The sequence below is a fragment of the Paenibacillus sp. FSL R7-0340 genome (assembly GCF_038002205.1).
Lineage (GTDB): Bacteria > Bacillota > Bacilli > Paenibacillales > Paenibacillaceae > Paenibacillus > Paenibacillus polymyxa_B.
This window is the reverse complement of sequence record NZ_JBBOBY010000001.1, coordinates 4,806,748-4,832,454: the sequence shown is the minus strand read 5'-3', so window position 1 is coordinate 4,832,454 and position 25,707 is coordinate 4,806,748. Positions and strand designations below refer to the sequence as shown.

At 47.7% G+C, this 25,707-nt stretch carries 26 protein-coding genes; 17 read left to right on the top strand and 9 right to left on the bottom strand.

Features of this window, described 5'->3' with window-relative positions:
• Nucleotides 1-57 precede the first annotated feature (57 nt).
• Nucleotides 58-1,143 carry an AI-2E family transporter gene (locus MKX59_RS21655; protein WP_209941272.1) on the top strand — a complete coding sequence of 362 codons (1,086 nt, stop codon included), beginning with the start codon at nucleotides 58-60 and terminating at the stop codon, nucleotides 1,141-1,143.
• A gap of 39 nt (nucleotides 1,144-1,182) precedes the next feature.
• Here MKX59_RS21655 and MKX59_RS21650 read toward each other — a convergent pair whose 3' ends face one another.
• Complete coding sequence (locus MKX59_RS21650) at nucleotides 1,183-1,644, bottom strand: bactofilin family protein (protein ID WP_340858919.1); 462 nt, start codon at nucleotides 1,642-1,644, stop codon at nucleotides 1,183-1,185.
• Nucleotides 1,645-1,689: 45 nt separating this feature from the next.
• Entirely contained in the window at nucleotides 1,690-2,721 is a 1,032-nt protein-coding gene (locus MKX59_RS21645) for a M23 family metallopeptidase (protein WP_023987449.1), read from the bottom strand.
• Between the two features lie 146 nt (nucleotides 2,722-2,867).
• On the opposite strand from MKX59_RS21645, the gene cls reads away from it, so the two are divergent.
• Nucleotides 2,868-4,298 (top strand): cardiolipin synthase, encoded by a 1,431-nt coding sequence (gene cls, locus MKX59_RS21640; RefSeq protein WP_053324864.1) that lies wholly within the window; start codon nucleotides 2,868-2,870, stop codon nucleotides 4,296-4,298.
• Between the two features lie 195 nt (nucleotides 4,299-4,493).
• Entirely contained in the window at nucleotides 4,494-5,438 is a 945-nt protein-coding gene (locus tag MKX59_RS21635; protein WP_013309188.1) for a YitT family protein, read from the top strand.
• 69 nt (nucleotides 5,439-5,507) lie between these two features.
• Here the strand turns inward: MKX59_RS21635 and ligD are convergent, their stop codons facing one another.
• A complete protein-coding gene (gene ligD, locus MKX59_RS21630; protein WP_013309189.1) occupies nucleotides 5,508-6,410 on the bottom strand; it encodes a non-homologous end-joining DNA ligase in 903 nt (300 codons plus the stop codon).
• A 214-nt stretch (nucleotides 6,411-6,624) separates the two neighbouring features.
• Here ligD and MKX59_RS21625 point away from each other — a divergent pair, with 214 nt between their 5' ends.
• The 8 genes from MKX59_RS21625 (at nucleotide 6,625) to MKX59_RS21590 (ending at nucleotide 15,359) form a co-directional block, all read left to right on the top strand.
• Nucleotides 6,625-7,893: a sulfotransferase family protein gene (locus MKX59_RS21625; protein WP_141697513.1), complete on the top strand. Its 1,269-nt coding sequence runs from the start codon at nucleotides 6,625-6,627 to the stop codon at nucleotides 7,891-7,893.
• The gene (locus MKX59_RS21620) at nucleotides 7,890-9,815 is read left to right on the top strand and encodes an asparagine synthase-related protein (protein WP_069080882.1); all 1,926 of its coding nucleotides are present in this window, start codon (nucleotides 7,890-7,892) and stop codon (nucleotides 9,813-9,815) included. The genes MKX59_RS21625 and MKX59_RS21620 overlap by 4 nt, the downstream gene beginning before the upstream one ends.
• A 52-nt stretch (nucleotides 9,816-9,867) precedes the next feature.
• The gene (locus MKX59_RS21615) at nucleotides 9,868-9,996 is read left to right on the top strand and encodes a paeninodin family lasso peptide (protein ID WP_023987454.1); all 129 of its coding nucleotides are present in this window, start codon (nucleotides 9,868-9,870) and stop codon (nucleotides 9,994-9,996) included.
• A 189-nt stretch (nucleotides 9,997-10,185) separates the two neighbouring features.
• Nucleotides 10,186-11,229 carry a dephospho-CoA kinase gene (locus tag MKX59_RS21610; RefSeq protein WP_076264377.1) on the top strand — a complete coding sequence of 348 codons (1,044 nt, stop codon included), beginning with the start codon at nucleotides 10,186-10,188 and terminating at the stop codon, nucleotides 11,227-11,229.
• Nucleotides 11,216-11,518: a lasso peptide biosynthesis PqqD family chaperone gene (locus tag MKX59_RS21605; protein WP_025720436.1), complete on the top strand. Its 303-nt coding sequence runs from the start codon at nucleotides 11,216-11,218 to the stop codon at nucleotides 11,516-11,518. Before MKX59_RS21610 ends, MKX59_RS21605 begins: the two co-directional genes overlap by 14 nt.
• A 1-nt stretch (nucleotide 11,519) precedes the next feature.
• On the top strand, nucleotides 11,520-11,987 hold the full coding sequence (locus MKX59_RS21600; protein ID WP_076264376.1) for a lasso peptide biosynthesis B2 protein: 468 nt from the start codon (nucleotides 11,520-11,522) through the stop codon (nucleotides 11,985-11,987).
• A 47-nt stretch (nucleotides 11,988-12,034) separates the two neighbouring features.
• On the top strand, nucleotides 12,035-13,531 hold the full coding sequence (locus tag MKX59_RS21595) for a nucleotidyltransferase domain-containing protein (protein WP_340858918.1): 1,497 nt from the start codon (nucleotides 12,035-12,037) through the stop codon (nucleotides 13,529-13,531).
• A 22-nt stretch (nucleotides 13,532-13,553) separates the two neighbouring features.
• Nucleotides 13,554-15,359 carry an ABC transporter ATP-binding protein gene (locus tag MKX59_RS21590; RefSeq protein WP_069081005.1) on the top strand — a complete coding sequence of 602 codons (1,806 nt, stop codon included), beginning with the start codon at nucleotides 13,554-13,556 and terminating at the stop codon, nucleotides 15,357-15,359.
• Nucleotides 15,360-15,381: 22 nt separating this feature from the next.
• On the opposite strand, the gene ku is transcribed toward MKX59_RS21590, so the two are convergent.
• Nucleotides 15,382-16,296 (bottom strand): non-homologous end joining protein Ku, encoded by a 915-nt coding sequence (ku, locus tag MKX59_RS21585; RefSeq protein ID WP_013309197.1) that lies wholly within the window; start codon nucleotides 16,294-16,296, stop codon nucleotides 15,382-15,384.
• Between the two features lie 828 nt (nucleotides 16,297-17,124).
• Here ku and MKX59_RS21580 point away from each other — a divergent pair.
• Nucleotides 17,125-17,364 carry a hypothetical protein gene (locus MKX59_RS21580; protein WP_023987461.1) on the top strand — a complete coding sequence of 80 codons (240 nt, stop codon included), beginning with the start codon at nucleotides 17,125-17,127 and terminating at the stop codon, nucleotides 17,362-17,364.
• A 56-nt stretch (nucleotides 17,365-17,420) separates the two neighbouring features.
• Nucleotides 17,421-17,600 (top strand): H-type small acid-soluble spore protein, encoded by a 180-nt coding sequence (locus MKX59_RS21575; RefSeq protein ID WP_023987462.1) that lies wholly within the window; start codon nucleotides 17,421-17,423, stop codon nucleotides 17,598-17,600.
• 240 nt (nucleotides 17,601-17,840) lie between these two features.
• Here MKX59_RS21575 and MKX59_RS21570 read toward each other — a convergent pair whose 3' ends face one another.
• From MKX59_RS21570 to MKX59_RS21550, 5 genes are all read right to left on the bottom strand, one after another.
• Nucleotides 17,841-18,497, bottom strand: coding sequence for a 3-oxoacid CoA-transferase subunit B (locus MKX59_RS21570; RefSeq protein WP_023987463.1), 657 nt, complete (start codon nucleotides 18,495-18,497; stop codon nucleotides 17,841-17,843).
• On the bottom strand, nucleotides 18,494-19,159 hold the full coding sequence (locus tag MKX59_RS21565; protein ID WP_023987464.1) for a CoA transferase subunit A: 666 nt from the start codon (nucleotides 19,157-19,159) through the stop codon (nucleotides 18,494-18,496). Before MKX59_RS21565 ends, MKX59_RS21570 begins: the two co-directional genes overlap by 4 nt.
• Before the next feature lie 40 nt (nucleotides 19,160-19,199).
• Nucleotides 19,200-19,940 carry an acetoacetate decarboxylase gene (locus tag MKX59_RS21560; protein ID WP_023987465.1) on the bottom strand — a complete coding sequence of 247 codons (741 nt, stop codon included), beginning with the start codon at nucleotides 19,938-19,940 and terminating at the stop codon, nucleotides 19,200-19,202.
• A gap of 55 nt (nucleotides 19,941-19,995) precedes the next feature.
• Nucleotides 19,996-21,180 (bottom strand): acetyl-CoA C-acetyltransferase, encoded by a 1,185-nt coding sequence (locus MKX59_RS21555; protein WP_028543085.1) that lies wholly within the window; start codon nucleotides 21,178-21,180, stop codon nucleotides 19,996-19,998.
• 612 nt (nucleotides 21,181-21,792) lie between these two features.
• Complete coding sequence (locus MKX59_RS21550; RefSeq protein ID WP_076264374.1) at nucleotides 21,793-22,323, bottom strand: cysteine hydrolase family protein; 531 nt, start codon at nucleotides 22,321-22,323, stop codon at nucleotides 21,793-21,795.
• A gap of 134 nt (nucleotides 22,324-22,457) precedes the next feature.
• On the opposite strand from MKX59_RS21550, the gene tsaE reads away from it, so the two are divergent.
• Genes tsaE through tsaD form a run of 4 tightly spaced genes read left to right on the top strand, consistent with a single transcriptional unit; the run spans nucleotide 22,458 to nucleotide 25,371 of the window.
• Nucleotides 22,458-22,937, top strand: coding sequence for a tRNA (adenosine(37)-N6)-threonylcarbamoyltransferase complex ATPase subunit type 1 TsaE (gene tsaE, locus MKX59_RS21545; protein ID WP_023987468.1), 480 nt, complete (start codon nucleotides 22,458-22,460; stop codon nucleotides 22,935-22,937).
• A gap of 3 nt (nucleotides 22,938-22,940) precedes the next feature.
• On the top strand, nucleotides 22,941-23,777 hold the full coding sequence (tsaB, locus tag MKX59_RS21540; RefSeq protein WP_076264373.1) for a tRNA (adenosine(37)-N6)-threonylcarbamoyltransferase complex dimerization subunit type 1 TsaB: 837 nt from the start codon (nucleotides 22,941-22,943) through the stop codon (nucleotides 23,775-23,777).
• Between the two features lie 17 nt (nucleotides 23,778-23,794).
• A complete protein-coding gene (gene rimI / locus MKX59_RS21535; RefSeq protein WP_023987470.1) occupies nucleotides 23,795-24,310 on the top strand; it encodes a ribosomal protein S18-alanine N-acetyltransferase in 516 nt (171 codons plus the stop codon).
• The gene (gene tsaD, locus MKX59_RS21530; protein WP_076264372.1) at nucleotides 24,307-25,371 is read left to right on the top strand and encodes a tRNA (adenosine(37)-N6)-threonylcarbamoyltransferase complex transferase subunit TsaD; all 1,065 of its coding nucleotides are present in this window, start codon (nucleotides 24,307-24,309) and stop codon (nucleotides 25,369-25,371) included. The genes rimI and tsaD overlap by 4 nt, the downstream gene beginning before the upstream one ends.
• Nucleotides 25,372-25,707: the final 336 nt, after the last annotated feature.

Sequence of the window (25,707 nt, the reverse complement as noted above, 5' to 3'; positions counted from 1 at the left end):
GGGTCATTTTGCGTTTAAAGAGGTAGAGAGAAACAGAATAGAGGGGGGCCGCATGATATGCTGCAAAATAATCGTTTTTTTCGTCTGACTACGGGTATTGTCATGCTATTACTCATCATTTACTTGGGCACCAAAGTAAGCTTTATATTCAGTCCTCTCGTATCTTTGGTCAGCTTGCTGGTTGTACCGTTGATGCTATCTTTTTTCCTCTATTATTTATTGAGGCCGATTGTAGATGTAATGGAACGGAGAAAAATCAAACGATCTATCTCCATCTTGCTGATTTATTTGGTCATTGGAGTGTTATTGTTTGTTTTCTCATGGGGTGTGTGGCCTACGCTGCGTGATCAAGTTACCAATTTATTTGAAAATGCGCCGAAGCTCATTAAAAGTCTGGTTGATCAATTGAGCCAATGGCGGCATAATCAATCCTTGAGACAAGTGCTGCCTCCGGGTGAAGACCCGCTGTCACAACTGTCAGATACGTTGAACGAAGCTTTTTCGACACTGTCTGATTATTCGGTAAAGCTGGTATCGTTCGTGTCCTACTTTTTTATTGTATTGGCTACCTTTCCAATATTGCTCTATTACATGCTGAAGGAAGGGAGCAAGTTTGGCCCTAAAATGCTAAACTTCTTTCCAAAAAAATATCACAAGGACGCATTGGAGGTTATGGATGATATCGATAGTGCACTCAGCAGCTTTATCGTGAGTCGGGTGCTGATTAATGTCGCGTTGGGTGTGATGATGTTTCTTGGATTTTTAATTATTGGTTTGCCTTATGCCTTGCTGCTTGCCGTTATTTCGATTTTTCTTAATTTTATTCCCTATGTGGGGGCAGTGGCTGCTTCTATACCTGTGGTTATTATTGGATTACTCGAATCACCTTCGATGGCACTCTGGTCCCTGGTCGTGGTGATCGCTGCACAGCAAATTCAGGATAATTGGCTGTCACCTATAGTTTTTGGCAAGCAGCTGGATATTCATCCGTTGACTGTCGTTATTTTACTGTTAGTTGGTGGCGACCTGCTCGGGATTCTGGGTATCATTTTGGTGATTCCATTGTATATGTGCGGAAAAATCGTCATACGCAAGGTGTACCAATTATTTTTGGAACGCAGAGTGGAGGATATTATGGAATGAATGGAGAATGCACTGGATTTAAAGGAGTATATACTGACTTTATCCTGCTTCGGATTGCAGAGCGGCTTGGCTATCCTCCTTGTTTTTGCTGAAACTAGATTGGGTTTCGTCGTTTGACTCATCCGTAGAAGATGACAACTCTACATCCTTTGTTCGGTTCATTTGAATTGTGCCGTCCAGTATACCGCCTTCAGAAATGACCAATGCAGTGGTCGCGGTATTTCCGTACAGTTCACCTGTCGGCGTAATGGTCAGTCGTCCTTCTGTAGTAATGCTGCCGAACACCTTACCGGCAAGAATGACGTCTTGTGCGATGATATCCGAACGTACAACAGCAGATTCTCCAATGACGACAGTACGAGTGCTGCGGATATCGCCCTGAAAATGACCGTCAATCCGAATATTGGCCTCTGCCTCAACTGTACCTTCAAAGCTGGTGCCATTAGCGAGCAGTGTATCCATAGCTGGGGCGGAAAGCTTTTTTTTGGATTCCTTGAACATGATGGTTTTCCTCCAATCTTTTATTGTGAATATTTTCAAAAATCCTCATTGTACATACAGTAATGGATCGACAGGTTGGTTATGCTTGACGATCTGAAAATGAAGATGAGGTCCTGTGCTCCTTCCGGTACTTCCCAGCAGACCGATGGTCTGTCCTTTGTGGACACGATCCCCCGGAGCCACCTGCATGCCGCTCAGGTGCATATACCAGCTCTGGAGTCCGTCAGGATGCTGGATGATGATGCACTTGCCGCGGGCTCCGCTAGAAGCAGCCTCCAAGACGGTGCCAGCTCCTGCTGCATAGACAGGATCACCGGTTTGTCCGGCAATGTCCACGCCTGAATGGAAGGCAGATCTGCCCGTAAAAGGGTCGCTGCGATAGCCGAAGCTGGAGGTCATTCGCCGTGAACCTACAGGCCAAACGGAGGGATTCCCTTGCTCGGCAAGAGCCAGTCTACGAGTCTGGAGTAGCTGTGCGGCTTGTTTGCGCTCCAGATTCTGCTGTACGGCATTTGCTTGCTGAATAGAGCGGGGAACCGTACGTTCCACCGTGTCCAACAGAGATTCGATCTCCTGAAAATCATCCATTGCCTGGCGAGTTAGGAGGGCAGTATTTTCATGCACTGCGATCAGCTCGCCCCCGATATGGCCGGAAGCATCCCAGGAGAGCGGCGTCATGGTCTTTTTATGGTTACTTGTGGCAGATGAGTTTCCGTGTTTTCGAATGAATTGCTGCATTTGCTGTTCCAGCTCCGTTACACGCTGGAGGCGTTCACGAATATTGGTGGCTTGATTCGTCAGCTCCATGACTTCCTGCCGTAGTCGCCCAATGGCTGCATCCTTGTCCGCTACCGTGACCTCCATCTGCAAACTCTGGACAGCAAGATTCGTTTCCATTTGGGAGATAATATGGGAAGAACGGATTTGCAGCCCGATCACGAGTGTAGAGATAGACGCGATCACAAGAGTTGGGACGAGAATGACAGCGGCTGTAGAGCATTGTAGCTGCTTGGGCGGTTGCTGTGCATCCCGAATAACAAGCAGGGTCATCCGGCGATTTAGGCTTCCTTTTTTCATAATCGCTCCTTTCCGGACATCGCTCCTATAGTGCTTGGTTACTATCTATTCAGCTTAAGAGGCAAACATGTCAAAAAAATTGGAGCTTAGTATAAAACGTAGATGAGGATTTTGCAAAATCCTGAGATATATAAGGAGGCTTAGACATGCTGTGGTTGCTGTTGGTTTTAATTGTTTTTATTTTTCAGACCGGGACGATCCTGCTCTTTGAATTTCGCAAGCCGTCCAAAGCGGTAGCCTGGCTTTTTATTTTGTTTTGCTTCCCGCTCATTGGCTTTGTCGTGTACTACTTTGTTGCACAGGATTATCAGAAGCGCAAAATGGTTCGAAAAGGGGGATCGCAGCTGTTTCGTGAGTTTCGCGAGCGTCTGTGGGCGCAATCCAAAGTGATTGAACAGGTGGAGCAAATGCATAATCCTCATTTCAAGCATCAGGAGCGACTGTTTAACCAGTTAATTCGTATGTCGGAAAACCCGTTGACTGGATGTAATCGCACACGTGTGCTGACGAACGGTGAAGAAACCTTCGAGGCTATGCTGACAGCGATGGAACATGCACAACATCATATCCATGTGGAGTTTTACATATTTCGGGCCGACGAAATCGGAAGAAAGTTTCAAGAGGTCATGATCCGCAAGGCACGTGAGGGAGTAAAGGTACGATTCGTTGTGGACGGTGTAGGAAGCTACCATTTGCCCTATTCCTTTATTCGTACCTGTAGTGAGGCAGGAGTGGAATTTCATTATTTTCTACCTCCGTTTTTCGCCACGTTGGACCGCCGGATTAACTATCGCAATCACAGGAAAATCGTGGTAGTGGACGGCATGATCGGATTTGTGGGGGGGATTAATGTAGGCGACGATTATCTCGGAAAATACCCCAAAGTGGGATTTTGGAGGGATACGCATTTGCAGATTGAAGGAGATAGCGTCTATTTTCTGCAAAATGCATTTCTTAGCGACTGGAAGCTGGCCTCAGGGGAAAGGCTGATGGATGTGAATTTATTTCCTCCACATACCTGCACCGGGGATGAGGAAGTACAGATTTTGAGCAGCGGTCCCGATCAGGTTTGGGATACGATTCAGGAAATGTGTTTTGGAGCGCTCACAGTTGCCAAAAAGCGGATTTGGATTACGACGCCGTATTTTATTCCCGATCTGGGGATTTATGAGGCGCTCAAGCTGGCAGCAGTCAGTGGTGTAGATGTGAAAATTATTATTCCCTACCAATCCGATTCGAAGCTGGTTCATCTGGCGTCTTTATCCTATGTGCAAGAACTGCTGGAGGCAGGGGTGGAGTTCTACCAATATCGAAAAGGATTTATTCACGCCAAAGTGGTGATTGTCGATGATTTACTCGGCTCGGTCGGGACCGCCAATATGGACATGCGCAGCTTTTTCTATAATTTTGAGTTGACCGCTATAGTTTTTGCTAATTCAGCACTGGAGCGGCTTTCGGAAGATTTTGTAGAGGACATTTCCAACTCCTCACGCATAGATTTAAACGTGTTCCGCAGACGGCCTCGATCTCAGAAAATAGCTGAAATTCTAACTCGCATGCTCTCTCCACTCCTTTAAAGGCGGTTTTCGCCGTTTTTATCGATATAATCCCGCTTTATTGTGATTTATGTGCTCTTTGCTAACTTTTTTGCGCAAAATCACAGTTTTATGGTATACTATTCATATAACACAAGCGCGGTAAAGGAGAGGGGACTGCGAATAGCAGCCCCTTTTTCGGTCCAATATACCATACTGTAACGGGGGGATTTATATATGAGTGTAGTGAGCAAGGAAGTTCAAAATCTGTCTGAAATCACAGATGTAACCGGAGAGTTGACCAAGATCAGCAAAATTCCAGCTAATCCGAAGAACAAAGCAAAACGCCTGTTTCAGCGTGCGGCCATGATTATTTTCGGTGCGGCGCTTATGGCAGTGGGCCTCGAAATATTTCTGGTTCCTAACGGCGTTATCGACGGAGGCGTCACAGGTATTTCCATTATGGCCTCCAAGATTACTGGCTATCCACTCGGTATTTTCCTGACCCTGTTGAACCTTCCATTTTTACTTATCGGATACAAACAAATCGGTAAAACCTTCGCTTTATCCACATTATTCGGCATTATCGTGATGTCCATCGGTACCGCGTTACTTCACAATGTAAGTGCATTGACTCCTGGCGAACCACTATTGGGTGCTATCTTTGGGGGCGTCATTCTCGGCGTTGGGGTGGGTCTTGTGATTCGGTCCGGCGGCTCGCTGGATGGAACAGAGATCGTAGCTATTCTCGTCAGTGAAAAAACTCCTTTTTCGGTCGGTGAGATCGTACTGTTCGTTAATATCTTCATTCTGGGAAGTGCAGGTTTTGTGTTCGGTTGGCCGAATGCCCTGTATTCCATGATTGCTTATTATATCGCCATGAAAATGATTGATATTACAATTGAGGGTCTGGATCAGTCCAAATCGGTCTGGATTATTAGTGAAAAATACCGTGATATCGGGGATGCCCTGACAGACCGTCTTGGACGGGGCGTAACTTATCTGGAAGGTGAAGGCGGCTTTACGGGCGAAAGCAAGAAAGTGATTTTCGTCGTCATTACCCGACTGGAGGAAGCGAAGCTGAAGAGCATCGTTGAAGATTGGGACCCGCACGCTTTCGTTGCGATCGGTAACATTCACGATGTGAAGGGCGGACGCTTTAAGAAAAAAGGAATACACTAGCGCAAGGGGACAATTTCTCAGCCTAATGGCTGCGGGGTTCGTCCCCTTTTTTGTTCTTCCAAGCATGGATCAGGTTCGGTGTGCCTTGGTGCGCATATGCTTGAGGACGTCTTCTACGGGCTGGGGAGGAACCTTGTCGATCAAGTCACCTACCTGGTTTAGGCGTTCCTCAATATTCAGCAAATGGTAGTCAAGTGGTGATACATCTTGCCGTACCTCTTCCCATGTTAGCGGAGTGGAGACCGTAGCGCCGGGGCGTGCCCGCGGGGTATAAGGAGCGGCCAGAGTTTTCCCCTGATAATGCTGCAAATAATCAAAATAGATGGCTGTTCCCCGATCCTTCTTTAACCGTTCGAGTGTGAACAGATGCGGGTGCTTTTCTGTCACAAACTGTCCAACTAATAGCCCGATGCTGCGAAGTTCGTCGAAGGTTATGCCTGTACGGATCGGAACGATAATTTGTACACCTGTGGCCCCGGATGTTTTGGGGACGGAATCCAAACCAAGCGAAGCCAGTACTTCACCGACAATAGAGGCTGCCTCCATAATACGTGGCTCCACCTCTCTGGATGGATCAAGGTCAATCATCCATTCACAGGGCAGCTTGCTTCCCGCTTCATGCAGAGAGGGGTGGAATTCCAACGCAGCTTGATTACCAAGCCAGAGAAGTTGTGGCAATTTGCCGAGCACGATATATTCAATACCATCATGCAGAGCGGTTTCAATATAGTCCGGCCGAGGACGTGGGGCATTTTTCTGATAAAAAAAATCACCGTGAATCCCATGTGGCCAGCGGATGACGGTCAGCAGACGATGATGGCAATATTTGAGCAGGAAGGGAGCCAATACCGCGAGCTTGCGAAGATATAGCGCCTTAGTCACGCCTGCTTCAGGCCACAGTGGTTTATCCGGGTTGGTGATAGGAATTTCCTGACCTTCAATGGTAATAGTACCTTTAACAGCTTGTCCCATAATGCTATCCTCCTTGGGCTAACATGCAGCAAAATCTTTATTTACAGGCTGATTGTTGCACTTATAGATCTACATATGGTTTAACATGAACGTGAAGTGCTGAATTTATCCATCAAAGGGATTGACAAGATACATTATGTATCATAAATTTATAATAAAAAATACGATATGTATCTATTAAAGTGTCTTGAGCAGAGGTAGAGGAGGAGTTTGCTTGATTGAAAAGCAAGGCGGAGGGCTGGTATTCCTGTTAAGTGTCCCTCGGAGTGGAAGCTCGCTGCTTACCGCCATTTTGCAAAACCATTCCCGCCTGTTTGCCACACAGGAAATGTGGTTTCTGCTCAGTTTATATGATCTTCCTCAGTCACATGCACGGCCATATGGAGGAACAGGGATACTTCGGCAATTTTTTAAAGGTATGGTTTCCTCCGATGTACTGGAGCAGGCCTCCCGTTCGTATGCACTTGAAATATATAATGGTCTGCTTCAAGGAACTACAGCAGATATGCTTATCGACAAATCCCCGCGTTACTATACGGTGCTGGAATTTATAGACCGTTTATTCCCTGATGCCCGCAGGCTGTGGCTTATCCGGAATCCTTTAGCCATTGTGGCCTCATTCAAAAAGGTCAATCAGCTACGGAATGGACGTTTTCAACTGCTGGAGGAACTGGGGAGTCCGCATTTTAATATGAAAATGACGGATATTACGGTTGGTTTGTTCCGTTATGCTCATTATTTTGCTACACCTCATCCACTTGCATACCCGCTTAGGTATGAACAACTCGTATCCAATCCAACGATGGAGATCGAGAAGCTGTGCGGTTTTCTGGGGATCAAGTATGAGCCGGGGATGGAAAAGTACGGAGACTTTGCGGATACGCCCAAATCCAGTCTTTTTTATAGTATGGGAGCGGGTGATCCATTCTTAGGAGAGCATGAGCAGGCGCATCAGGATTCGGTACATAGCTGGAAACATTTGTTGAGTAAAACGGAAATTGAGCTATATTGCAGAAGCATTGGGTCCCGCATGTTTAGGCAGCTTGGTTACGCGGAAGCGTTGGAACAGGCTGAGCAGATGACTGGAGTCCGCTTTGAAGATGAGCCGGATATAGAGCTGTTGAGTCAACGTACACAACAATTTCTCCAACAAAGCGGCTTTGAATGGAAGGCAGCTTATCGGATGCTGAAAGACCAGGATGCAGATAACAGAGAACTTGTGATAAATGCAACCCGTCATACTGTACCTCAAGATCTGGCAAGGATGCAGGTGGACCAGATCGTGAGCGATCGGCGGATCCAATCACTGGAAAACAGGTTGGCACATAGCTATGAGGAGCGGAACCGTCTTATCGCTCAGCTCCAAAGCTATCAACGCCCAAATCAAGGTCTCCGATCTCGCAGCCTCTTTGCCCGTAAGCTCGGGCGCTTGGCGTCTGTAGCGTTATCAAGCATAGGAAAAGAAAAAGGGGGAAGAACGTGAGTGCGATTGCCGGAATCTATAGCTTTGGACATGAGTCCGTAAGCACCGAAGAAGGCGGGGAAATGATGCAAGCCCTGCGAAAATATCCCGCTGACCGCGTATGCGCTTGGTGCGAAGGCTCAATATTTTTGGGTTGTCATGCCCAGCATGTGACCCCGGAATCTGTTCATGAGCGTCTTCCCTTCTATGATGAGCTAAGAGATTTGGCAATCACGGCGGATGCGATTATTGACAATCGTTCCGATCTGTTTGAACGGCTGGGAGTTGAGCAGGAACGGCGGCAAGATATCACGGACAGCGAGCTGATTTTGCTGGCATATGACAAATGGGGAGTGGAAGCAGCCAGTTATCTGATAGGTGATTTTGCCTTTGTCATTTGGGATGCCAAGGAACATCGATTATATGGTGCTCGAGATGTGACAGGAAATCGTACGCTGTACATCTACCAACATGACCGAGGATTCGCGTTTAGCACGGTGGTCGCTCCACTTTTGTCCCTGCCCTCTCTGCGAAAAGAACTGCATGAACCGTGGCTGGCCGAATTTTTGTCCATCCGTGCCATGCAGGAATCCGTTGATATCGGAACGACCGCATACAAGCATATAAACCAGCTTCCTCCTGCACATTGGTTCACTATGGAGGAGGGGAAGCGAACCCTTCATAAATATGCATGTCTGGATAAGGTAGAGCCACTGCGGCTCAAAACAGGGGGCGAGTACATAGAAGCTTTCCGCGAGGTGTTCACACAGGCGGTCACTGCCCGACTACGGACGCATCGCGCTGTAGGGGCTGCCTTGAGCGGAGGGCTGGATTCCGGAGCGGTTGCCAGCTTTGCCGCACCATCGCTGCACTTGCAACAAAAGCCGCTGCATGCCTACAGCTATGTGCCTGTTCAAGATTTTACAGACTGGACACCGCCTACATTGCTGGCGAACGAACGAAGCTATATTCAGTCTACGGCTCGCTATGTAGGCAACATTCACGAGAATTATATGGATTTTGAGGGTAAAAGTCCGTTTTCTGAAATTGATATTTGGCTGGAACTCATGGAAGCACCCTACAAATATTTTGAAAACTCCTTCTGGATCAGAGGTTTTTATGAAAAAGCACAGGAGCACAATGTCGGTGTACTGTTGACAGGGGCACGAGGCAATTTTACCGTATCGTGGGGCCCTGCACTTGATTATTATGCCCGGCAGTTTCGTCGTTTGCACTGGTTGCAATCCTTTCAGGGATTGTGGCGGTACAGCAAGCTTACGGGCAGGCGTATGTCTCATCTACTCCCTGTGATGTTGAAAAAAGCGACTTCGCTTGAATCTCGTTCATGGCTGCGGCGTAGCAATCGAAGTCCCGTTCCTTCACTGATCCACCCGGAGTTTGCCAAACGGATGCATGTAGAAGATATTCCTGTATTGAGCGGAACAGGCTGGATGAAAAACGCCGATCAGACGAGAAAAGAGAAATTTTCGAATTTGGCGATTGCTAACAAAAATGGTGTGGTCGCGACCAAACTTTCACTACGGTATGGCCTGTGGGAACGTGATCCGACCGGAGACAGCCGAGTGATTCGCTTTTGCTTATCGGTGCCTTTTGAACAGTATGTGCAAAACGGTCGGGACCGTGCCCTCATTCGTACGGCCATGCGTGATCATCTACCTGATGATGTTCGGTTGAACCAGCGGGTACGCGGTGTACAGCCTGCAGATTGGCTACATCGAATGCTTCCTTGCTGGGATACGTTTATGGGAGAGCTTCAACTGATGTGTCATGATTTACGAGCCGCCGAATATCTCAATATTGAGTTTATTAAGACGGCTATGGCGAAACTTCACCACCCCCGCCCTGAGCAGGCGTCTGATCCGAATATACGACTACTAATGCATAGCCTGATCGTGTACCGTTTTCTCTGTAGATTGAACTGATCGAACCTATCCGGTCAGACAGTTCGCCATTCGTTGGAGGGGAGGTGATGAGATGAGTAAAAAAGAATGGCAGGAACCGACGATAGAGGTGCTGGATATTAACCAGACTATGGCGGGTAAAGGCTGGAAACAGATTGACTGGGTGTCTGACCACGATGCCGATCTTCATAATCCAAGCTAACACATGGTTATACATGCAGCCGATGTTGGGCTGGAAGCAAAAAACTGGTCCGATAACGACTGAATGAACGAGAATAGCATAATCCATTGGACTCGTATTCAATACAAAGCCGTCTTTATTTCTTCGGGTTAGAGGTACTGCCCAAGAAATAAAGACGGGATTTTTAAGGACAGAGGAGTGAGTCCTATCGTGCATGACAGGAGTGCAAATGTCAGTTGGACGAAATATATAGCCTTTGGACTCAGAATTGCCAGTGAGCTGAATCTGCCTGAGCTGATCCTGGCAGCACCGGAAGCAGTAGAGGATGTAGTCATTCGACAGGCTGATTTAACTGCATGGAGTGGTCAGCTGGAGCAGGCCAATTTTGTGATGCTAGATGAGCGATTTATATTCCAAATACCAGGCACGGCCATTTATGCCGTCAGGGAAGGCAAGGAGATCGAGGTAAGCATATTCTCCGGGGCCGATCCTGACACCGTGCGGCTGTTTGTGCTGGGTACATGCATGGGTGTTCTGCTGATGCAAAGACGAATATTACCTATTCACGGAAGTGCGGTCGTCATCGGGGAGAGGGCCTATGCATTTGTGGGTGAATCGGGTACGGGCAAATCGACACTGGCTGCTGCTTTTAGGCAGGCAGGTTATCAGATGGTTAGTGATGACGTGATTGCTGTAAAAGCTACGGCTTCCTCAGCCATCGTGTATCCAGCTTATCCGCAGCAAAAGCTGGGGTTGGATAGCTTGCTCCAACTGGAGGCTTTACGGGAGAACAAGCATGCACGCAAAAGAAATAACATACGGTCCCTAACTGATGGCAATTCTGTAATGCCACAATACAGTGATCTGCGTATGCTTGCAGGTGAACTGAATAAATATGCCGTACCCGCCGTAGATGAATTTTTTAACGATCCGCTGCCCTTAGGGGGCGTATTCGAGCTTGTGGCAGATTCTCCAATCCGTGCGTTGATGCGCGAAGGGGAGCTAATGGCGGTTACGGAACAGCCCTTGAACGTTCTGGAGTGCTTGCATACATTACTACAACATACATATCGTAGGGTGATTATTCCGCGAATGGGTTTGAGTGAATGGTCGTTTGATACAGCGGCTAGGATGGCTCGTAAAGTAGAGTGCTGGCGGCTGCTGAGGGATAGTTCTGTCTTTACTGCGTCCGAGGTTGTACAACGGGTACTTGATATCATTCGTAAGGAGGAAAAGAGTTATGGCAGCCACTAATCCAGCTAAAGACCATTATCGCGTCATTTACGGTGAAGAGGTCTATGTCAGTGATATGGACGGAGAAAAAGTGATGATGAGCATTAACACTGGTAAATATTATAACTTGGGCTTCACAGGAGGACGAATCTGGGAACTGGCAGAATCCGGTCCTTCCCTTGGCGATATCGTAACTGTCCTGACGAATGAATATGAGGTGGACGAGGAACAGTGCAGACAACAGGTACATACCTTTGTGGCTGAGTTGGAGCGGGAAGGACTGTTGAAGCTTCTACGGGAGTCGGTATAACATGCGGATACAACGGCTTCTTCTCCTGTCTCCAGAGGTTAGGAGATTGTTGCCGGAAGCCTGGCTGGAGCTGGGATGGGCGAGGTTGCGCCAGCGTCGTTCTTTTGGGGATTACTCAAGGGTTTGGGGCATATGTATGGAAGAAACTCCATGGAAGTGTGATGTCAGGCAGGAGAAGTGCATTCAGCAGATTTCGCACGCTGTGGAGCTGGCAAGCCGTTATACTCCTTGGCGCAGTAGTTGTCTTGTACAAGCCGCTGCGGCGATGACGTTGCTGGGGCGCAGAAAACTGGACTGCACGCTGTATCTGGGCACAGCCAAAAATGCCGCTGGACGCTTGGCCGCACATGCATGGGTACGTAGCGGACCGATTTATGTTACGGGGAAACGGGAAATGGAAGCATTTACGGTGGTGGGGATATTCGGGAGACGTGCTGTGATGGCTACAAATACAAAAAATGAAAGATAAAGGCGGTTCTTTGCTTTAATGCGATGAGACAAGAAGGAGAAGAATGCATGCCCACCAAGTCTGTTTTGGAACTTGCGAATTGGAATGAGGATCAAGAATTAACGTTGTTACTCTCTCTATTGGGGAAAGACGTTTCTCATTGGCAGGATAAGACTGCTGCTACCCAGCTGCGAGAGATGGATTGGGTCCGCTTTTTACGTCTGACCGAGCACCATCGAGTGGTACCTACGGTGTATCTCCAACTGAAAACATTGAATCATCCGTTCGTTCCCGCAGAATTGTTGCGAAACCTTCAGGCGCAGTATCATCGAAACACGCTTCGCATGCTCCATCTTCAAGCAGAAGCCGAGCGTCTGACCAGGCTCTTCATAGCTCATGGAATTCGTGTACTTATGTTGAAGGGTCCTGCTCTGGCGCAGCAATTGTACGGGGATGTTTCTCTGCGTACCTCCAAGGATATAGATTTACTCATTGCCCCTGACGATATGGATGAGGCTGAGCATTGGATGAAGGAAGCCGGATATGCGTCCAAGAGCGGAGAAGTGCGTGTCCTTGGTAGTTGGAAATGGAAGGACCATCATGCATCCTACCTCCATCCGCAAAAACGGGTAGAGATTGAGTTGCATTGGCGGCTTCACCCGGATGGGGGTGGGGAACCCTCTTTTGACGAGCTGTGGAACTGCCGGAAAATGGGCAAAGCTGCAGGAGCCAGTCGGCAGGTACCATTGGGATCTGCCGACAACAGGACTGTGATGACGTCCTGTATGTATACGCTGGGCAGCGAGCATCAATTTCTGTACTTGAGCGCGCATGGTGCGCGTCACGGCTGGTTCAGGCTACGCTGGCTGGTTGACATCGACAGGCTTGCGGTATGTGCTGTCGATTGGGAGGCGCTACTGCCGATGATGCGCCGCTACGGGGGCCTGCCTGCTGGGGGGCAGGCTTGGGCACTCGCCGCTGCGCTGTTGGGTACGCCGATACCGGAGCCGATGCGTCCGGCATCGGCTACCCGGCAGGCGCACAGGCTCGCGCTGAGCGCGCTGGCCTTCATGCAGGCCAGCGTTCCCGCACCGTACCCGATTGCCCACGGGCCGAGTACAGGTAGGCTTGCTCCATCAGAGCTGCTACATAGCAGAGCTTTGGCGGAGCAAGCGGAGGCCGCCCCTCCGGATGGCGGTGTTTCAGTATGCGGTACCTGTGGCGAAGCAGCCATGCTTGCCACCAGTGGCGTTACTAGCATCACGGAAGATGCCAGTAACGACGACCATAGCCCGATGAGCAATGCTACCCGTTGTGCCCCCATTACTCCAGCTGTCGCCTCCAGCCAAGTCATGACCAGAAACACGGCGGCTGCCCATCAGCCGGTCAGCCGCACTTACTTGCTTTCCTTAAAAGAGCCAAGACACAGACTATGGTACCTCATCAGCCGTTTGTTTCCTTCTACGGGGGATTCGGCCGTTTTTCCACTGCCTCGCCAGCTGCATTTTTTGTATATCCCTTTACGTCCATTTCTTTGGCTGAAGCGGCGATTTTCAAAGCACTGACTCTCGATAAGGAGTGTGCATTATGGTTCACCTGCGATTATATATGACAAAGCTGTATAGCGTGAACGGCGGTGCGTTATTTCTCAATATTGGATGTATGATCATTGTCAGCCTGCTGGAGGGTTTTGGCATTTATATGCTTGTTCCTATGCTGGCGGCTATCGGCGTATTTGTTGGTCATTCAGGGATGCCATTTCTGTCTGGTGGATTGGAACATTTTTTGCCGTTCATTCCTAAAAGCTGGCTGTTGCCGGGGATGTTGATGGTTTTTATAGTGCTGCTTACAGGGCAGGCTTTGCTTCAGCGTTACCAATCCATCCTGAATTCGCGGATTCAGCAGCGTTTTATGCGCTCTTTGCGAATAGACGTGTACACTTCCTTTATGAAGGCGCAGTGGGCATTTTATTTGCGTCAGCGTAAATCTGATTTTAGCCATGTGATGACGACCGAGCTGGCGCGTGTCAGTCAGGGAACGAATTTGCTTCTTCAACTGACTACTGCTGTCATGTTTACGATGATCCAGATTGCGTTGGCTTTTTGGTTATCCCCCTCTTTAACCGGGCTGGTATTTCTGAGTGGATTGGGGCTGTTTGTCGTGTTCCGCCGCTCCATTCGAAATGCCAAACAATTAGGTGATCGTACCACTGAGCTGTCGCAGGTTTATTTTGCTGGGATTACGGATCACATGAACGGCATGAAAGATATTAAAAGCAATCTGTTGGAAGCGGCGAATATCCATTGGTTTCGCTCCCTGACACAACGCATGGAGGATAATACGACCCAATTTGTCCGGCAAAATGCGACCACACAGTTTTTTCATCGTACAGCGGCAGCTGTTTTTGTCGCTTGTGTCATATTTACATCGCTGCAGTGGCTGCATGTTACTCCTGAAAAACTGATTGTGCTGATTCTTATATTTTCACGCTTATGGCCCCGATTTGCTCTTATTCAAGCGAGTCTGGAATACATCATGTCTATGATCTCCGCTTTTGAGAGTGTCACCAAGGTGCAACAGGAGTGCGAAGCTTTCACAGATCCGTCATTGATTGTATCTGCATCTGTACGGCAACCCCTGTCCCTTCGTCATGGGATCGAATGCAGCCATCTGGATTATCGCTACGATGGTGCAGCAGAGTCTGCGCTGCGTCATATTAACTTGTTCATACCCGCTCGGGGAATGACAGCCATTGTAGGGAAATCGGGAGCAGGTAAAAGTACAATGGTCGATGTCCTGATGGGTTTTTTACGTCCAACTGGGGGGCAGATTACAATAGACGGGCTTGTTCTGGACGACGAATTGTTGCTCCAGTGGCGGCAGTCGTTTGGCTACGTGTCACAAGACCCATTTTTATTTCACGCGACTGTCCGCGAAAATTTGATGCTGGCAGATAAGGATGCTAGTGAGCAGCAGCTATGGGAGGCGTTACATTTTGCCGCCGCAGACAACTTTGTATCCAGATTGCCCGAAGGGCTGGACACAGTAATTGGAGATCGCGGGATTCGTCTGTCTGGAGGAGAACGTCAACGGCTAGTATTAGCACGGGCTGTCTTGCATCATCCTTCGGTACTTATACTAGATGAAGCGACAAGTGCGCTGGATGGTGAGCATGAAGCCGCAATTCAGGCAGCACTGGAACGGATGAAAGGTCAAATGACGTTGATCGTCATTGCTCACCGCCTGTCAACCATCAGACATGCGGATCAAATTGTCGTACTGGATCAAGGCGAGGTCATACAGCAGGGGAACTACCACCAACTGGAACAAGAGGAGCGGGGGGCGTTCAGTCAGCTACTATCGTATCAAAGCAGTGTCACCGCCACCCCTTAACCAGACTTTTCTGTAACTCAGCTTAAGTTTCTTTACGTTTGGCAGTGCTTCTTTTCTTTTTGACTGGAGTCGGAGAGATGTTCTCGCCTGCAACAGCCTGCTGTGCTGTTGGGGCCGCTGGTTTACGCGCAGGGCGTTTTTTCGCAGCAGGGCCGGGATCGGTAACGACAGGTTGCACTGCCTCGATGCTGGCCTGAAGGGCGGCCATTAAATCTACTACATTGGTCTGAGGCTGTGTTGGGGCGATTCGCACCTCTTCACCAGCCACTTTATGTTGAATGAGATCCAGCAGACGCTCGCGGTACTGATCCGTATACTTTGCTGCATCAAAAGGTGTAGATAGCTGCTCGATTAGCATTTTTGCCATGGTCAGCTCCTTCTCTTTAACCTCCTCCTGCCCCGGTAAGTTAGGCACTTGAGCAATGGGGCGAATTTCATCGGGGTAAAACATCGTCTCCACCGCCAAACATTCATCCAACACCCGAATAGCCGCCAGGCTGCTTTTAGAGCGGATGGAGATTTGGGCAATCCCGATTTTCCCGGTATCCTTCATCGCATTCATGAGCAGCTTATACGCATTGGAGCCAGCTTGATCCGGGGACAGATAATACGTTTTCTGAAAGTAAATCGGATCAATTTCCTGCAAATCCACAAAATCTAAAATAACAATATTTTTATCCGCTTGTCCGCTAACTTGCTCCAGTTCCTCCTTGTCGAACATGACAAATTTTCCTTTTTCATATTCGTATCCTTTTCCAATTTCCTCCCATTCGACCTCCTTGTCACAAACGGGACACTTTCGTACATAGCTAAGTGGGCTTCCACACTCCTTGTGAATATAACGCATGGAAATGTCCTTATCCTCAGTCGCAGAAAACATTTTAACGGGCACATGAACCAGCCCAAAACTGATCGCGCCTTTCCAGACCGTATGCATACCGCCGCTCCTCCTTTTCTTTAATCCGCATTTTGTATCCTTCGATTCCAACGCTCGGCTGTGAGCATATCCATTTTTCACTTAGATTTTTCACTTAGTATGCTTCGGAGAAAGGAATGTATGAGGTGTAAAGAAAAGAGCAAGCCAACTAATCTGCATTCTGAGGTATGACTACATCGCATAACACAATGATATGAAGTTGTTAAGTTACATTAGTTATATTAAGATAAGGGATAACCAACGATTTTGACATTTTATAAGAAAGGAGTGTTCATGTCATGAAGAAAAGATCATTAAACTTTATATCTTTTGGATATGGATACTCTACTGCTGTTTTTTTCTAAAATCATTTTTATTGGTGGAGTCTGCCTAAAAATGGTTAGAAGAAACGGTAGAAAAATTTAAAAATGACGAGGTCGATTTCGGCTACCTTACTGCTCTAGGATTGCCTGAAATAAAAATTGAAATTGAAATTTGGGCAGCTAAAGCATAAAAATAATACGCACCTCATTTATGGGATGGAATCATAGATAGCCCCGGTCTTCGTGAGAAGCTGGGGCTGTTTTATGTTTAAATTCACGAAAAATGTACATCCGTCGTCGCAAGCAAACGCACTAAACGATTACCGAGCATCGCATAGTGATGAGCTATCCGCATCTGCATCCTTCGATTCCAACGCCTTGGCTGTGAGCAAATCATTTTTATGCTTCGTACAAAGGATTTGTATGAGTTGTGAATGAAGACTGCGAATTGCTCCCGCATGCGCATGGTTACAGCAATTTTGGTACATAGTAAGGCATATCCGATTCAAAAGGGGGTACACAATTTATGTCCGGAAAATCCTATCCTCAGCAAATCAGGCATCGTGTGGGTCAAAGCCAAATCGCCTTTCGGGGCCCGGCTGGAGGCGAACAGGATGCATTGCCGCCCGAGTTCGCTCTTTCACATGGAATCCGTCCGCCTTTTCCCGTAGCTGTGGCTCATGTGGATTTGGAGGCTGTAGTTTCAACTTCGCCTTCTCATAGCATCCCTTCATTAGACGTTGAACGGATTATAGATGAAGACTAGGTGAACTATATTTCTGAATGAATGCACACAACAACAAACAGGAGGGGAAGAATAACATGAACGTGGAACGAGCAAAAGCTATTTATGATTCATCCGAAAATATTGCCGTACAATTGGATGGTAAACCGATCTGGATTGAGCATGTAGACCAAGCAAACGGTATGGCAACGGTACAGATAGGTAGCAGACCCGGCAATACCCAAACCGTCCGTGTGGATCGTCTGGAAGAACAATAGAAGAGGGGCACCAAACCAGATTTTTCCCATAGTATGGGGTATAGCTTTAGAAAGATCTTGGACAGCTGTAGGCTTTCATCGTAGAATGCTGCTTGAATGATCCCGCTTCAACCCTAAAAGGCTCGCAATTGCTCAATGAGCAATTAGCGAACCTTATTTGTAATAATGAATACAGTCGAGGGAACAAGTTAAACGCCAGACAAGTTAATTTGAAGGTGGAGTTGGTTCCTTTACATGACTTTATACTGCAATGGCCTTTAAATGTGGTGAAATCATCAGTTTAGCCTCAGTTGCCAATTGAACGTCTTCCACCGATAAACCCGGCGCAATTTCCTTCAGCATCAGCCCACTACCTGGAATAACATCGATGACAGCCTTTTCGGTTACGATGGTCTTTACAACATTTACAGCGGTCAGGGGTAGTTTACATTGTTCCAGTATTTTCGGCGCTCCATTTTTGTTCACATGCTCCATGGCTACAATCACTCTCTTGGCTCCGACCACCAAATCCATGGCTCCCCCCATGCCCGGAACCTTTTTCCCTGGGATCATCCAGCTTGCAAGGTTGCCTTTCTCATCGACCTCCAGGGCGCCCAACACGGTGATATCTACATGCCCTCCACGGATGATAGAAAATGAAAGCGAACTGTCGAAAAAGCAAGCTCCTTCCATAGTTGTAACATAGTTTCCGCCTGAATCGATACAATCGAGTCTTTCTTTCCCCTGAGTCGCTTTTGGGCCTACACCGAGGATTCCGTTCTCAGCCTGCAGCATAATATGAATGTTTTCGGGGATATAGTCTACCACCATTGTAGGCATTCCAACACCAAGGTTGACAACTTCGCCATTTTTAAATTCCTGGGCTATTCTTCGAGCAATGAATTCTCTGTTATTCATGCGTTTTCACCCACCTTTACAATTGCGTCGACAAATATTCCGGGAACGTTGACATGATTGGGGTCAATTTCTCCCGTCTTTACGTATTCGTCTGTCTGAGCAACTACATACTCTGCCGCTGTAGCCATTACCAAATTGAAGTTACGTGAAGAGCCGTTGATGACAAGATTTCCCGCTTCATCAGCCTTATGAGCTCTGATTAGCGCCACATCCGCTTTGAGCGGCAGTTCGAGCAAATATTCTCTCCCGTCAATTTGGATTTTCTTTTTTCCTTCCTCTACAATGGTGCCTACACCTACAGGCGTTAAAACACCGCCCAAGCCTGCTCCTCCTGCACGTATTTTTTCAGCGAGCGTACCTTGCGGGAAGAGTTGAACCTCCGCTTCTTTCGTCATCAGGAGCCTTCCCGTTTCCGGATTAGAGCCAATATAGGATGCAAAAATCCGCTTTACTCTGCCGCTTTTTACAAGCTTATAGATAGATAATTCCGGTGTGCCTGTATCATTGGATATAATCGTAAGATTGCTGGCGGGATTGGTGTCGACAAGCGCACGTACAAGTTCCTCCGGAAAGCCTCCTGCCAGAAAACCTCCGACCATCACCGTGTCTCCGTCTTTGATCTGCTTAACTGCTTCTTCAGCGGAGATTACTTTGTTATTCATGGTTCCTTCTCCTTATATATATATTTTTAGGAAAGCAACTTTATTGGAGATAATCATAGAGGACTCTTCCATATGGAAGCGTTAAATCGGCAATAAAATGTTTTCCGCCAATATAAGCTTTTACCGGCAAATCTGCCACAGGAGCGTTGACATGGGGAATCAAGCTTAACCTCGCAGGCCCTGACCAGGCGCCTTTAACCGTAATGTTTTCGAGATTATACGCTACCAACTGAGCAATTTTAGGGGTACCGTCAACATCAGGAATTAATTTCAAATTAACTTGCGTTTTTGCGATGGCTTTAGCCGTTTCCTTTTCATCAAGAATGTTATATTTGAAAGGCATGGTTCCCGTGGCCACCAGGACGTTGTTGTAATGCAATGTACCCGTCAGCGTTTCCGTCTCCTCAACGATCAAGCGAGGCTTCGCCCATTTTTTCGGAAATCCCCAGATTTCACGTCCTCCCAGAATAGCAGGCGCGTTATCCAAATACATTTGGGCAACAAAATTACAGGGTTCTCCATGAAAAGTACACGGAATGACAATACCGCTTTCCTCATAGCTTCCTAACCCGGATGAATCGGGCATCTTGATCCATTCATAGGAAACGGTATTGCTTCCATCCGGCTGAAGAGGTTCCGGGACCGCCTGTCTAATCGCAGCGGGATCGGATTCATAGGTAATGATGAAAAATTCCCGGTTGATGAAGCGACATGGCGGGCGCCCATAACTGCCGCTGGCCGCAGGCATGGATTGGAGTGAAAGTACATCTTTTTGATTCATAGCGATCTCCCTTCCTTTTAAGAGATAGTTCTAAAAGTCATCCTGAACTCGCACTTTAAATGAGTGCATTTTCAACTAGCATCGCTATTCCCATTCCCGTTCCGATGCATAGCGAGGCGATGCCGTAACGTGAAGATCTTCGCACCATTTCATGAACCAGCGTAACCAATACCCTAGCACCGCTTGCACCGACAGGATGCCCGATCGCGATCGCGCCGCCATTGACATTCACCTTCTCAGGATTGATTCCAAGCTCTTTCAATACCGCTAGTGCTTGTGCGGCGAACGCTTCATTAATTTCAAAAAGATCGATGTCATCAATAGACATTCCCTGTTGCTTCAGAAGTGACGAAATGGCCTTCACCGGTCCCATTCCCATATATGCAGGGTCAACGCCAACAAGTGAATAACCCTTGATATATGCCAACGGCTTTAACGCATGTTCCTTACATTTGTCTTCCGACACTACAAGCATAGCCGCCGCGCCATCATTGATTCCTGAAGCATTTCCGGCGGTAACTGTTCCGTTCTCCTTAAAGGCAGGTTTTAATTGAGAAAGTTTTTCTTTCGTTGTATTTCCTCTTATGTGTTCGTCCTCCGTGAAAGAAATAGTTTCTTTTTTGTTTTTAATCATGACTGGAACAATCTGCTCTTCAAAAAGCTTCTTGTTTTTAGCTTCTACGGCCTTTATCTGGCTTTGATAGGAAAATTCATCCTGCTCAAGTCTTGAAATTCCATATTTCTCGGCAACATTTTCTGCGGTAATTCCCATATGGTAATGGTTGATCGGGCACGTAAGACCGTCGGCCACCAGGGAGTCTACCAACTCACCGTTGCCAAGTTTGTAGCCGTTTCTTGCATTCCTTAGCAGGTAAGGGGCATTCGACATGCTCTCCATGCCTCCGGCCAAGACGATGTTGCCTTGTTCCGCCAATATTGAATTGTAGGCTAAAGCAACGGCATGGAGTCCTGAACCGCAAACCGTGTTTATCGTTGTTTCGGGTACATCAATAGGGATACCGGCTTTTAGTGCCGCCTGTCTGGCAGGATTTTGGCCATTGCCCGCCTGAAGAACATTTCCCAAATAAATTTGATCAATCAAAGAAGGCTCTAATTTACTTTGCTGAAGGCATGCTGTCATCACAGTTGCTCCCAGTTCAGGAGCGCTTAGAGGCGCAAGGGTTTTGTTAAAAGAGCCGACCGCTGTTCTCAACGGGCTTACTAAAGCTACTTTTTTCATTAAAAACTCACATTCCTTTCGTTGTGTTCAAGACACAATACATCCATGATTGCACTTCAATTCGTAATTTCCGTTCTTAACCTACGAGATGTAGCGACTGCAAGATACATTTGCTTGCGGGCATATCATGGTGCCTAAGACAGTGAGTGTGAGGGTTCGATCGCCTTCTCTCGTTGGAAATTAAAACCAGTTTCATCATAGTTCTAATGCAGATTTTGCTCAATGTTCAAAAATATACACATATCTATGTACAGATGTTTATAGAGCCATATAGGCCACAATAATTAGGCCATTCTAACGTTTTCTGTTAATTTCTTAATTTTTCTGAAAATCATGATCATAAATTGAATTTTCTGTTAAAAATGAAAGTTACAATCCATACGTGAAAAAGTTTTCCTCGCAAATATCATCTAACTCATCGCTGGGAAATAAAAAAAGCCTCCAGAATGTTCTGAAGACGGATTTGCCTTTCAATATTCATAATCTTCGTTATATTGTGCCAGCTTGCTTCTTGTTAACGGTGTCACTTGAAAGGGCGGTTTTTTCGTATGAACAATAAAAGAAGCCGACTTGCTTGAAAGCAATCGGCTTGGAACATAAAACTTCAACAACTCACGAAAAATGTACATCCGCTGTCGCGAGTAAACGCACAAAACGATTGCCAAGCATCCCATTATGATGCGCTACAATTTGTTCACTGCTCAGCACCTTGCTATTAAATGTACTATGCGCATCTAATACGAGCACGTTGTTATGGTATCCCAGACTATAGGCGCTTCGGCAAGTCGTGTCGAGGCAAAACTCGGTCTGCATCCCCGCGATTACGAGTTGATCGGCCCCCAGTTCCTTTAGCACATGGCCCAATTCAGTTTGGTAGAAGCTGTCCCAAGATGATTTACGGACAATTCGTTCATGAGGAAGAGGACGCACCACGTCGGCGATGGCCCAGCCTACACTGTTTTCCCGAAAATCCTCATCCGCTTCATCGGTATGCTGTACAAAAATCACCGGTGTACCTGTAGCTCTGGCTTTGTCCAAAAGCTGCTGCAAATGTGCTACAACTTCCTGTTCACGATACAGCTTCTCATCATACATGAACATAGCCTGCTGAACATCAATCATGAGTAAAACGGTTTGCCCCATCGTTTCAATCCCTCCCTGTGTGTATCATCTAACTTACAATAGCATGTCTTCATGCCTTGCGGCGACATAAGGTGAACTATATAATAAAGAACAAGTTGGAACGGTCCGATTCGGACGAAAGGTGATTAAAATATATGACAATTTCGCAGGAGCAGTTTACGTTCCGTTCTGTCTCAGAGGCACAGACCGGGTCATTGGCAGGTTTTTTGGCAGCCAAAGCGGTTCCCGGAACGGTAATTGTGCTGGATGGAGATCTGGGAGCGGGCAAAACTGCTTTTTCCAAGGCTTTTGCCGGCCATTTAGGTGTGCCGGGCATCGTAAATAGTCCAACCTTTACCCTTATTAAGGAGTACGAGGGCCGATTGCCTTTGTATCATATGGATGTGTACCGGATTTCCCAGGACGAGGCGGAGGATCTCGGGCTGGACGAATATTTTTACGGGACAGGAGTATGTCTGGTGGAATGGGGTAGTATTATACCGGATATATTGCCGGAGCAGCGGCTTCACATGTATATAGAAACAACGGATGTCGGGGAGCGCTTGATTCACCTGACCGGGTACGGCGAGCCTTATGAACAATGGTGCCGCAGTTTGCGGGAGAATGGAGTTTGAACCATGCAAAGAGAGCATACAGATGTGAATGTAAAGCCGCGTGAGCGGTTTTTGACGTTAGATACAGCGACGACCGTGATGGCGGCCGCTCTGATGAACGGAAGAGAATTGCTGGGAGAAAGCAACGTCTATGGCGAACGTAATCATTCCGTGCATGTGATTACCGAGCTGGAACGACTGCTGAATGAAGAAGGGCTGACACGAGATGATGTAGACGGTATTGCAGTTGGTGTTGGACCGGGGTCTTATACCGGTATCCGGATTGCGGTGACCGCAGCCAAAACACTCGCTTGGGCCTGGGGTATCCCGGTGACGTCCATATCCACTTTGCATGCTTTGGCGTGGGGTGGTTGGAATCGCGGCATCGAGATGAAGGGACAAGAAGATAAAAATGAGTCTGTGAATAACGGTTCGTCCGGAGCACAGGCAGCAGACTGGATTGTGCCCGTACTGGATGCGCGCCGTGGTCAGGTTTACACGGGGCTGTTCGCCGTGAGTACAGTTGACGACGTCGAGAGTCCGCAACGGCTGGAGCCAGATGCAATCCGGTTGATGACTGCTTGGACCGATGACCTGCTGCAACGGCTGGAGTCTTTGCCCTCTGAAGAGCGTCCTCCAGTCATTTGGCTAGTCGGTGAAACGGCGGTTCACGCCGAAACAGCCGAGCGCCTGCGTGCTTGGAGCGAGCTTCGTAGCGTACCTTATGAGCTGGAAGGAAGATGGGTTGGCCGCCTTGGGGCGGATAAGCTGCTTCGTCAAGAACATGACGAGCTACATACGCTGGTTCCTAATTATACCCAGCTGGCGGAGGCGGAAGCCAATCTGCTTCGCCAGCGCTGAAGAGAGCGGTGAACAACATGGCAAAGAACATACAGCGGGAAGAGAAACTTGAGTTTCGCTTGATGCAACTGAATGATATTCCCGATGTGCTGGAGATTGAGCATGAAGCGTTCACGCTACCGTGGACAGAGGAAGCATTCCGCAATGAGCTGACGATGAATCATTTCGCTAAATATATGATTATGGAACTAGACGGACAAGCCATTGGTTACGCAGGCATGTGGACGATTATGGATGAGGCCCATATTACGAATATTGCGATTCGTGAGGCTTATCGCGGACGTAAGCTTGGAGACAAGCTGTTGGATGAGCTGATGCAGACCGCCTCTTATTTAGGGATGGAACGTATGACGCTGGAGGTGCGGGTAACGAACCAGATCGCTCAAGGCTTGTATGAGAAAAAAGGCTTTAAGCCCGCAGGTGTGCGCAAAGGCTATTACTCGGATAATAACGAGGATGCTGTGATCATGTGGGCGGATCTTCCCGCGCATGGGGCATCCGGTGAACAGGAAGGAAGCGTGCAGAAGCAATGATGCAAGAGGAAAAAGTAGGTACAGGCTCCGCCTCCGGCGAGCCTTGCTATATACTGGCAGTGGAAACGAGTTGTGATGAGACGGCTGTTTCTGTCGTGAAAAATGGCACAGAGGTGCTCTCGAATCTGATTTCCAGTCAGATTGAAACACACAAAGCCTTTGGTGGTGTTGTGCCAGAGGTGGCTTCACGCAAACATGTGGAGAGCATCACCTACATGCTGGACGAGGCCATGCAAACATCAGGAATTACCCCACGCGAGATTTCGGCGGTTGCCGTGACACAAGGACCAGGACTGGTTGGTGCATTGCTGGTTGGTATTGTCGCCGCTAAGAGCGCTGCTTTGGCGTTCGGCAAGCCGTTAATCGGGACGCATCATATCGCGGGACATATTTATGCCAATCAGCTGGAGCATGATATCGTATATCCGTGCATTGCTCTAGTTGTGTCAGGAGGACATACAGAGCTGGTGCTGATGGAGTCCGAGGGTCATTTTCAACTCATTGGTCGTACAAGGGATGATGCGGTTGGAGAAGCCTACGACAAAGTAGCGAGAGCCATTGGATTTCCGTATCCCGGCGGTCCGCATGTGGATCGTATAGCTCATGAATCGGAGGAAGTGGTTACTTTGCCGCGTGCATGGTTGGAGCCGGATTCTTATGATTTTAGCTTTAGCGGTTTGAAATCTGCAGTGCTGAATGTAATTAACCAGACGAAAATGCGCGGAGAAACTGTTCATGTCGGAGCGATCGCAAGAGGCTTTCAAGAGTCGGTCGTCGAGGTGCTGGTGGAAAAGGCGATTCGTGCCATGCGTGAATACGGTGCGAAGCAGCTCCTGCTTTGTGGCGGTGTGGCTGCTAATCGCGGACTGCGTACAGCATTGCGGGAGCGCTGTGAGCGCGAAGAAATTGAGCTGCTTGTACCATCGATGAAATATTGCACAGATAATGCAGCGATGATCGGTGCTGCGGCCTACGCCAAATGGAAGCGCGGAGAATTTACCTCATTGGATATGAAGGCTGATCCAGGACTGTCTCTGGAAGAATGGTCTGTCCAAACTTAATTGAAGAAGAATGAGCAAGACACGGCACAGTTGAGTCGTGTCTTTTTTGTCCTGCTCCATAATTATCATAAAAATATAAATTCAAGAGGATAAAATACAGGAGTTTGAGCAAATGAATGGCAGTATCTCATTCCCTCACATTATTCGTCACAATTGTTCACGATTTTTCATGATTCATCAAAAAAATCTGGAATTTTGATACTGCCCGAATAATGATGTGATTTGTCAAGTTGTGAACAAAGTTATCCACATATACCGCTTCGAATGTGGATAACCGAGCCCGAAGCAAGCAGGATAAGACTTTTTGGAGATAGCAAGTTGGGGGATATGTAACAC

Bases quoted from the DNA above. Each gene is read 5' to 3' on its own strand.
- ligD (WP_013309189.1), bottom strand. From the start codon at position 6,410: ATGGGACAAGCTGTTAAAGGTACTATTACCATTGAAGGTCAGGAAATT.
- cls (WP_053324864.1), top strand. From the start codon at position 2,868: ATGCTGTGGTTGCTGTTGGTTTTAATTGTTTTTATTTTTCAGACCGGG.
- MKX59_RS21600 (WP_076264376.1), top strand. From the start codon at position 11,520: ATGCGGATACAACGGCTTCTTCTCCTGTCTCCAGAGGTTAGGAGATTG.
- MKX59_RS21635 (WP_013309188.1), top strand. From the start codon at position 4,494: ATGAGTGTAGTGAGCAAGGAAGTTCAAAATCTGTCTGAAATCACAGAT.
- tsaB (WP_076264373.1), top strand. From the start codon at position 22,941: ATGCAAAGAGAGCATACAGATGTGAATGTAAAGCCGCGTGAGCGGTTT.
- MKX59_RS21655 (WP_209941272.1), top strand. From the start codon at position 58: ATGCTGCAAAATAATCGTTTTTTTCGTCTGACTACGGGTATTGTCATG.
- rimI (WP_023987470.1), top strand. From the start codon at position 23,795: ATGGCAAAGAACATACAGCGGGAAGAGAAACTTGAGTTTCGCTTGATG.
- MKX59_RS21595 (WP_340858918.1), top strand. From the start codon at position 12,035: ATGCCCACCAAGTCTGTTTTGGAACTTGCGAATTGGAATGAGGATCAA.
- MKX59_RS21570 (WP_023987463.1), bottom strand. From the start codon at position 18,497: ATGAATAACAGAGAATTCATTGCTCGAAGAATAGCCCAGGAATTTAAA.
- MKX59_RS21645 (WP_023987449.1), bottom strand. From the start codon at position 2,721: ATGAAAAAAGGAAGCCTAAATCGCCGGATGACCCTGCTTGTTATTCGG.
- MKX59_RS21550 (WP_076264374.1), bottom strand. From the start codon at position 22,323: ATGGGGCAAACCGTTTTACTCATGATTGATGTTCAGCAGGCTATGTTC.
- MKX59_RS21560 (WP_023987465.1), bottom strand. From the start codon at position 19,940: ATGAATCAAAAAGATGTACTTTCACTCCAATCCATGCCTGCGGCCAGC.
- MKX59_RS21575 (WP_023987462.1), top strand. From the start codon at position 17,421: ATGAACGTGGAACGAGCAAAAGCTATTTATGATTCATCCGAAAATATT.
- MKX59_RS21565 (WP_023987464.1), bottom strand. From the start codon at position 19,159: ATGAATAACAAAGTAATCTCCGCTGAAGAAGCAGTTAAGCAGATCAAA.
- tsaE (WP_023987468.1), top strand. From the start codon at position 22,458: ATGACAATTTCGCAGGAGCAGTTTACGTTCCGTTCTGTCTCAGAGGCA.
- MKX59_RS21605 (WP_025720436.1), top strand. From the start codon at position 11,216: ATGGCAGCCACTAATCCAGCTAAAGACCATTATCGCGTCATTTACGGT.
- MKX59_RS21580 (WP_023987461.1), top strand. From the start codon at position 17,125: ATGTCCGGAAAATCCTATCCTCAGCAAATCAGGCATCGTGTGGGTCAA.
- ku (WP_013309197.1), bottom strand. From the start codon at position 16,296: ATGCATACGGTCTGGAAAGGCGCGATCAGTTTTGGGCTGGTTCATGTG.
- MKX59_RS21590 (WP_069081005.1), top strand. From the start codon at position 13,554: ATGGTTCACCTGCGATTATATATGACAAAGCTGTATAGCGTGAACGGC.
- MKX59_RS21650 (WP_340858919.1), bottom strand. From the start codon at position 1,644: ATGTTCAAGGAATCCAAAAAAAAGCTTTCCGCCCCAGCTATGGATACA.
- tsaD (WP_076264372.1), top strand. From the start codon at position 24,307: ATGATGCAAGAGGAAAAAGTAGGTACAGGCTCCGCCTCCGGCGAGCCT.
- MKX59_RS21615 (WP_023987454.1), top strand. From the start codon at position 9,868: ATGAGTAAAAAAGAATGGCAGGAACCGACGATAGAGGTGCTGGATATT.
- MKX59_RS21555 (WP_028543085.1), bottom strand. From the start codon at position 21,180: ATGAAAAAAGTAGCTTTAGTAAGCCCGTTGAGAACAGCGGTCGGCTCT.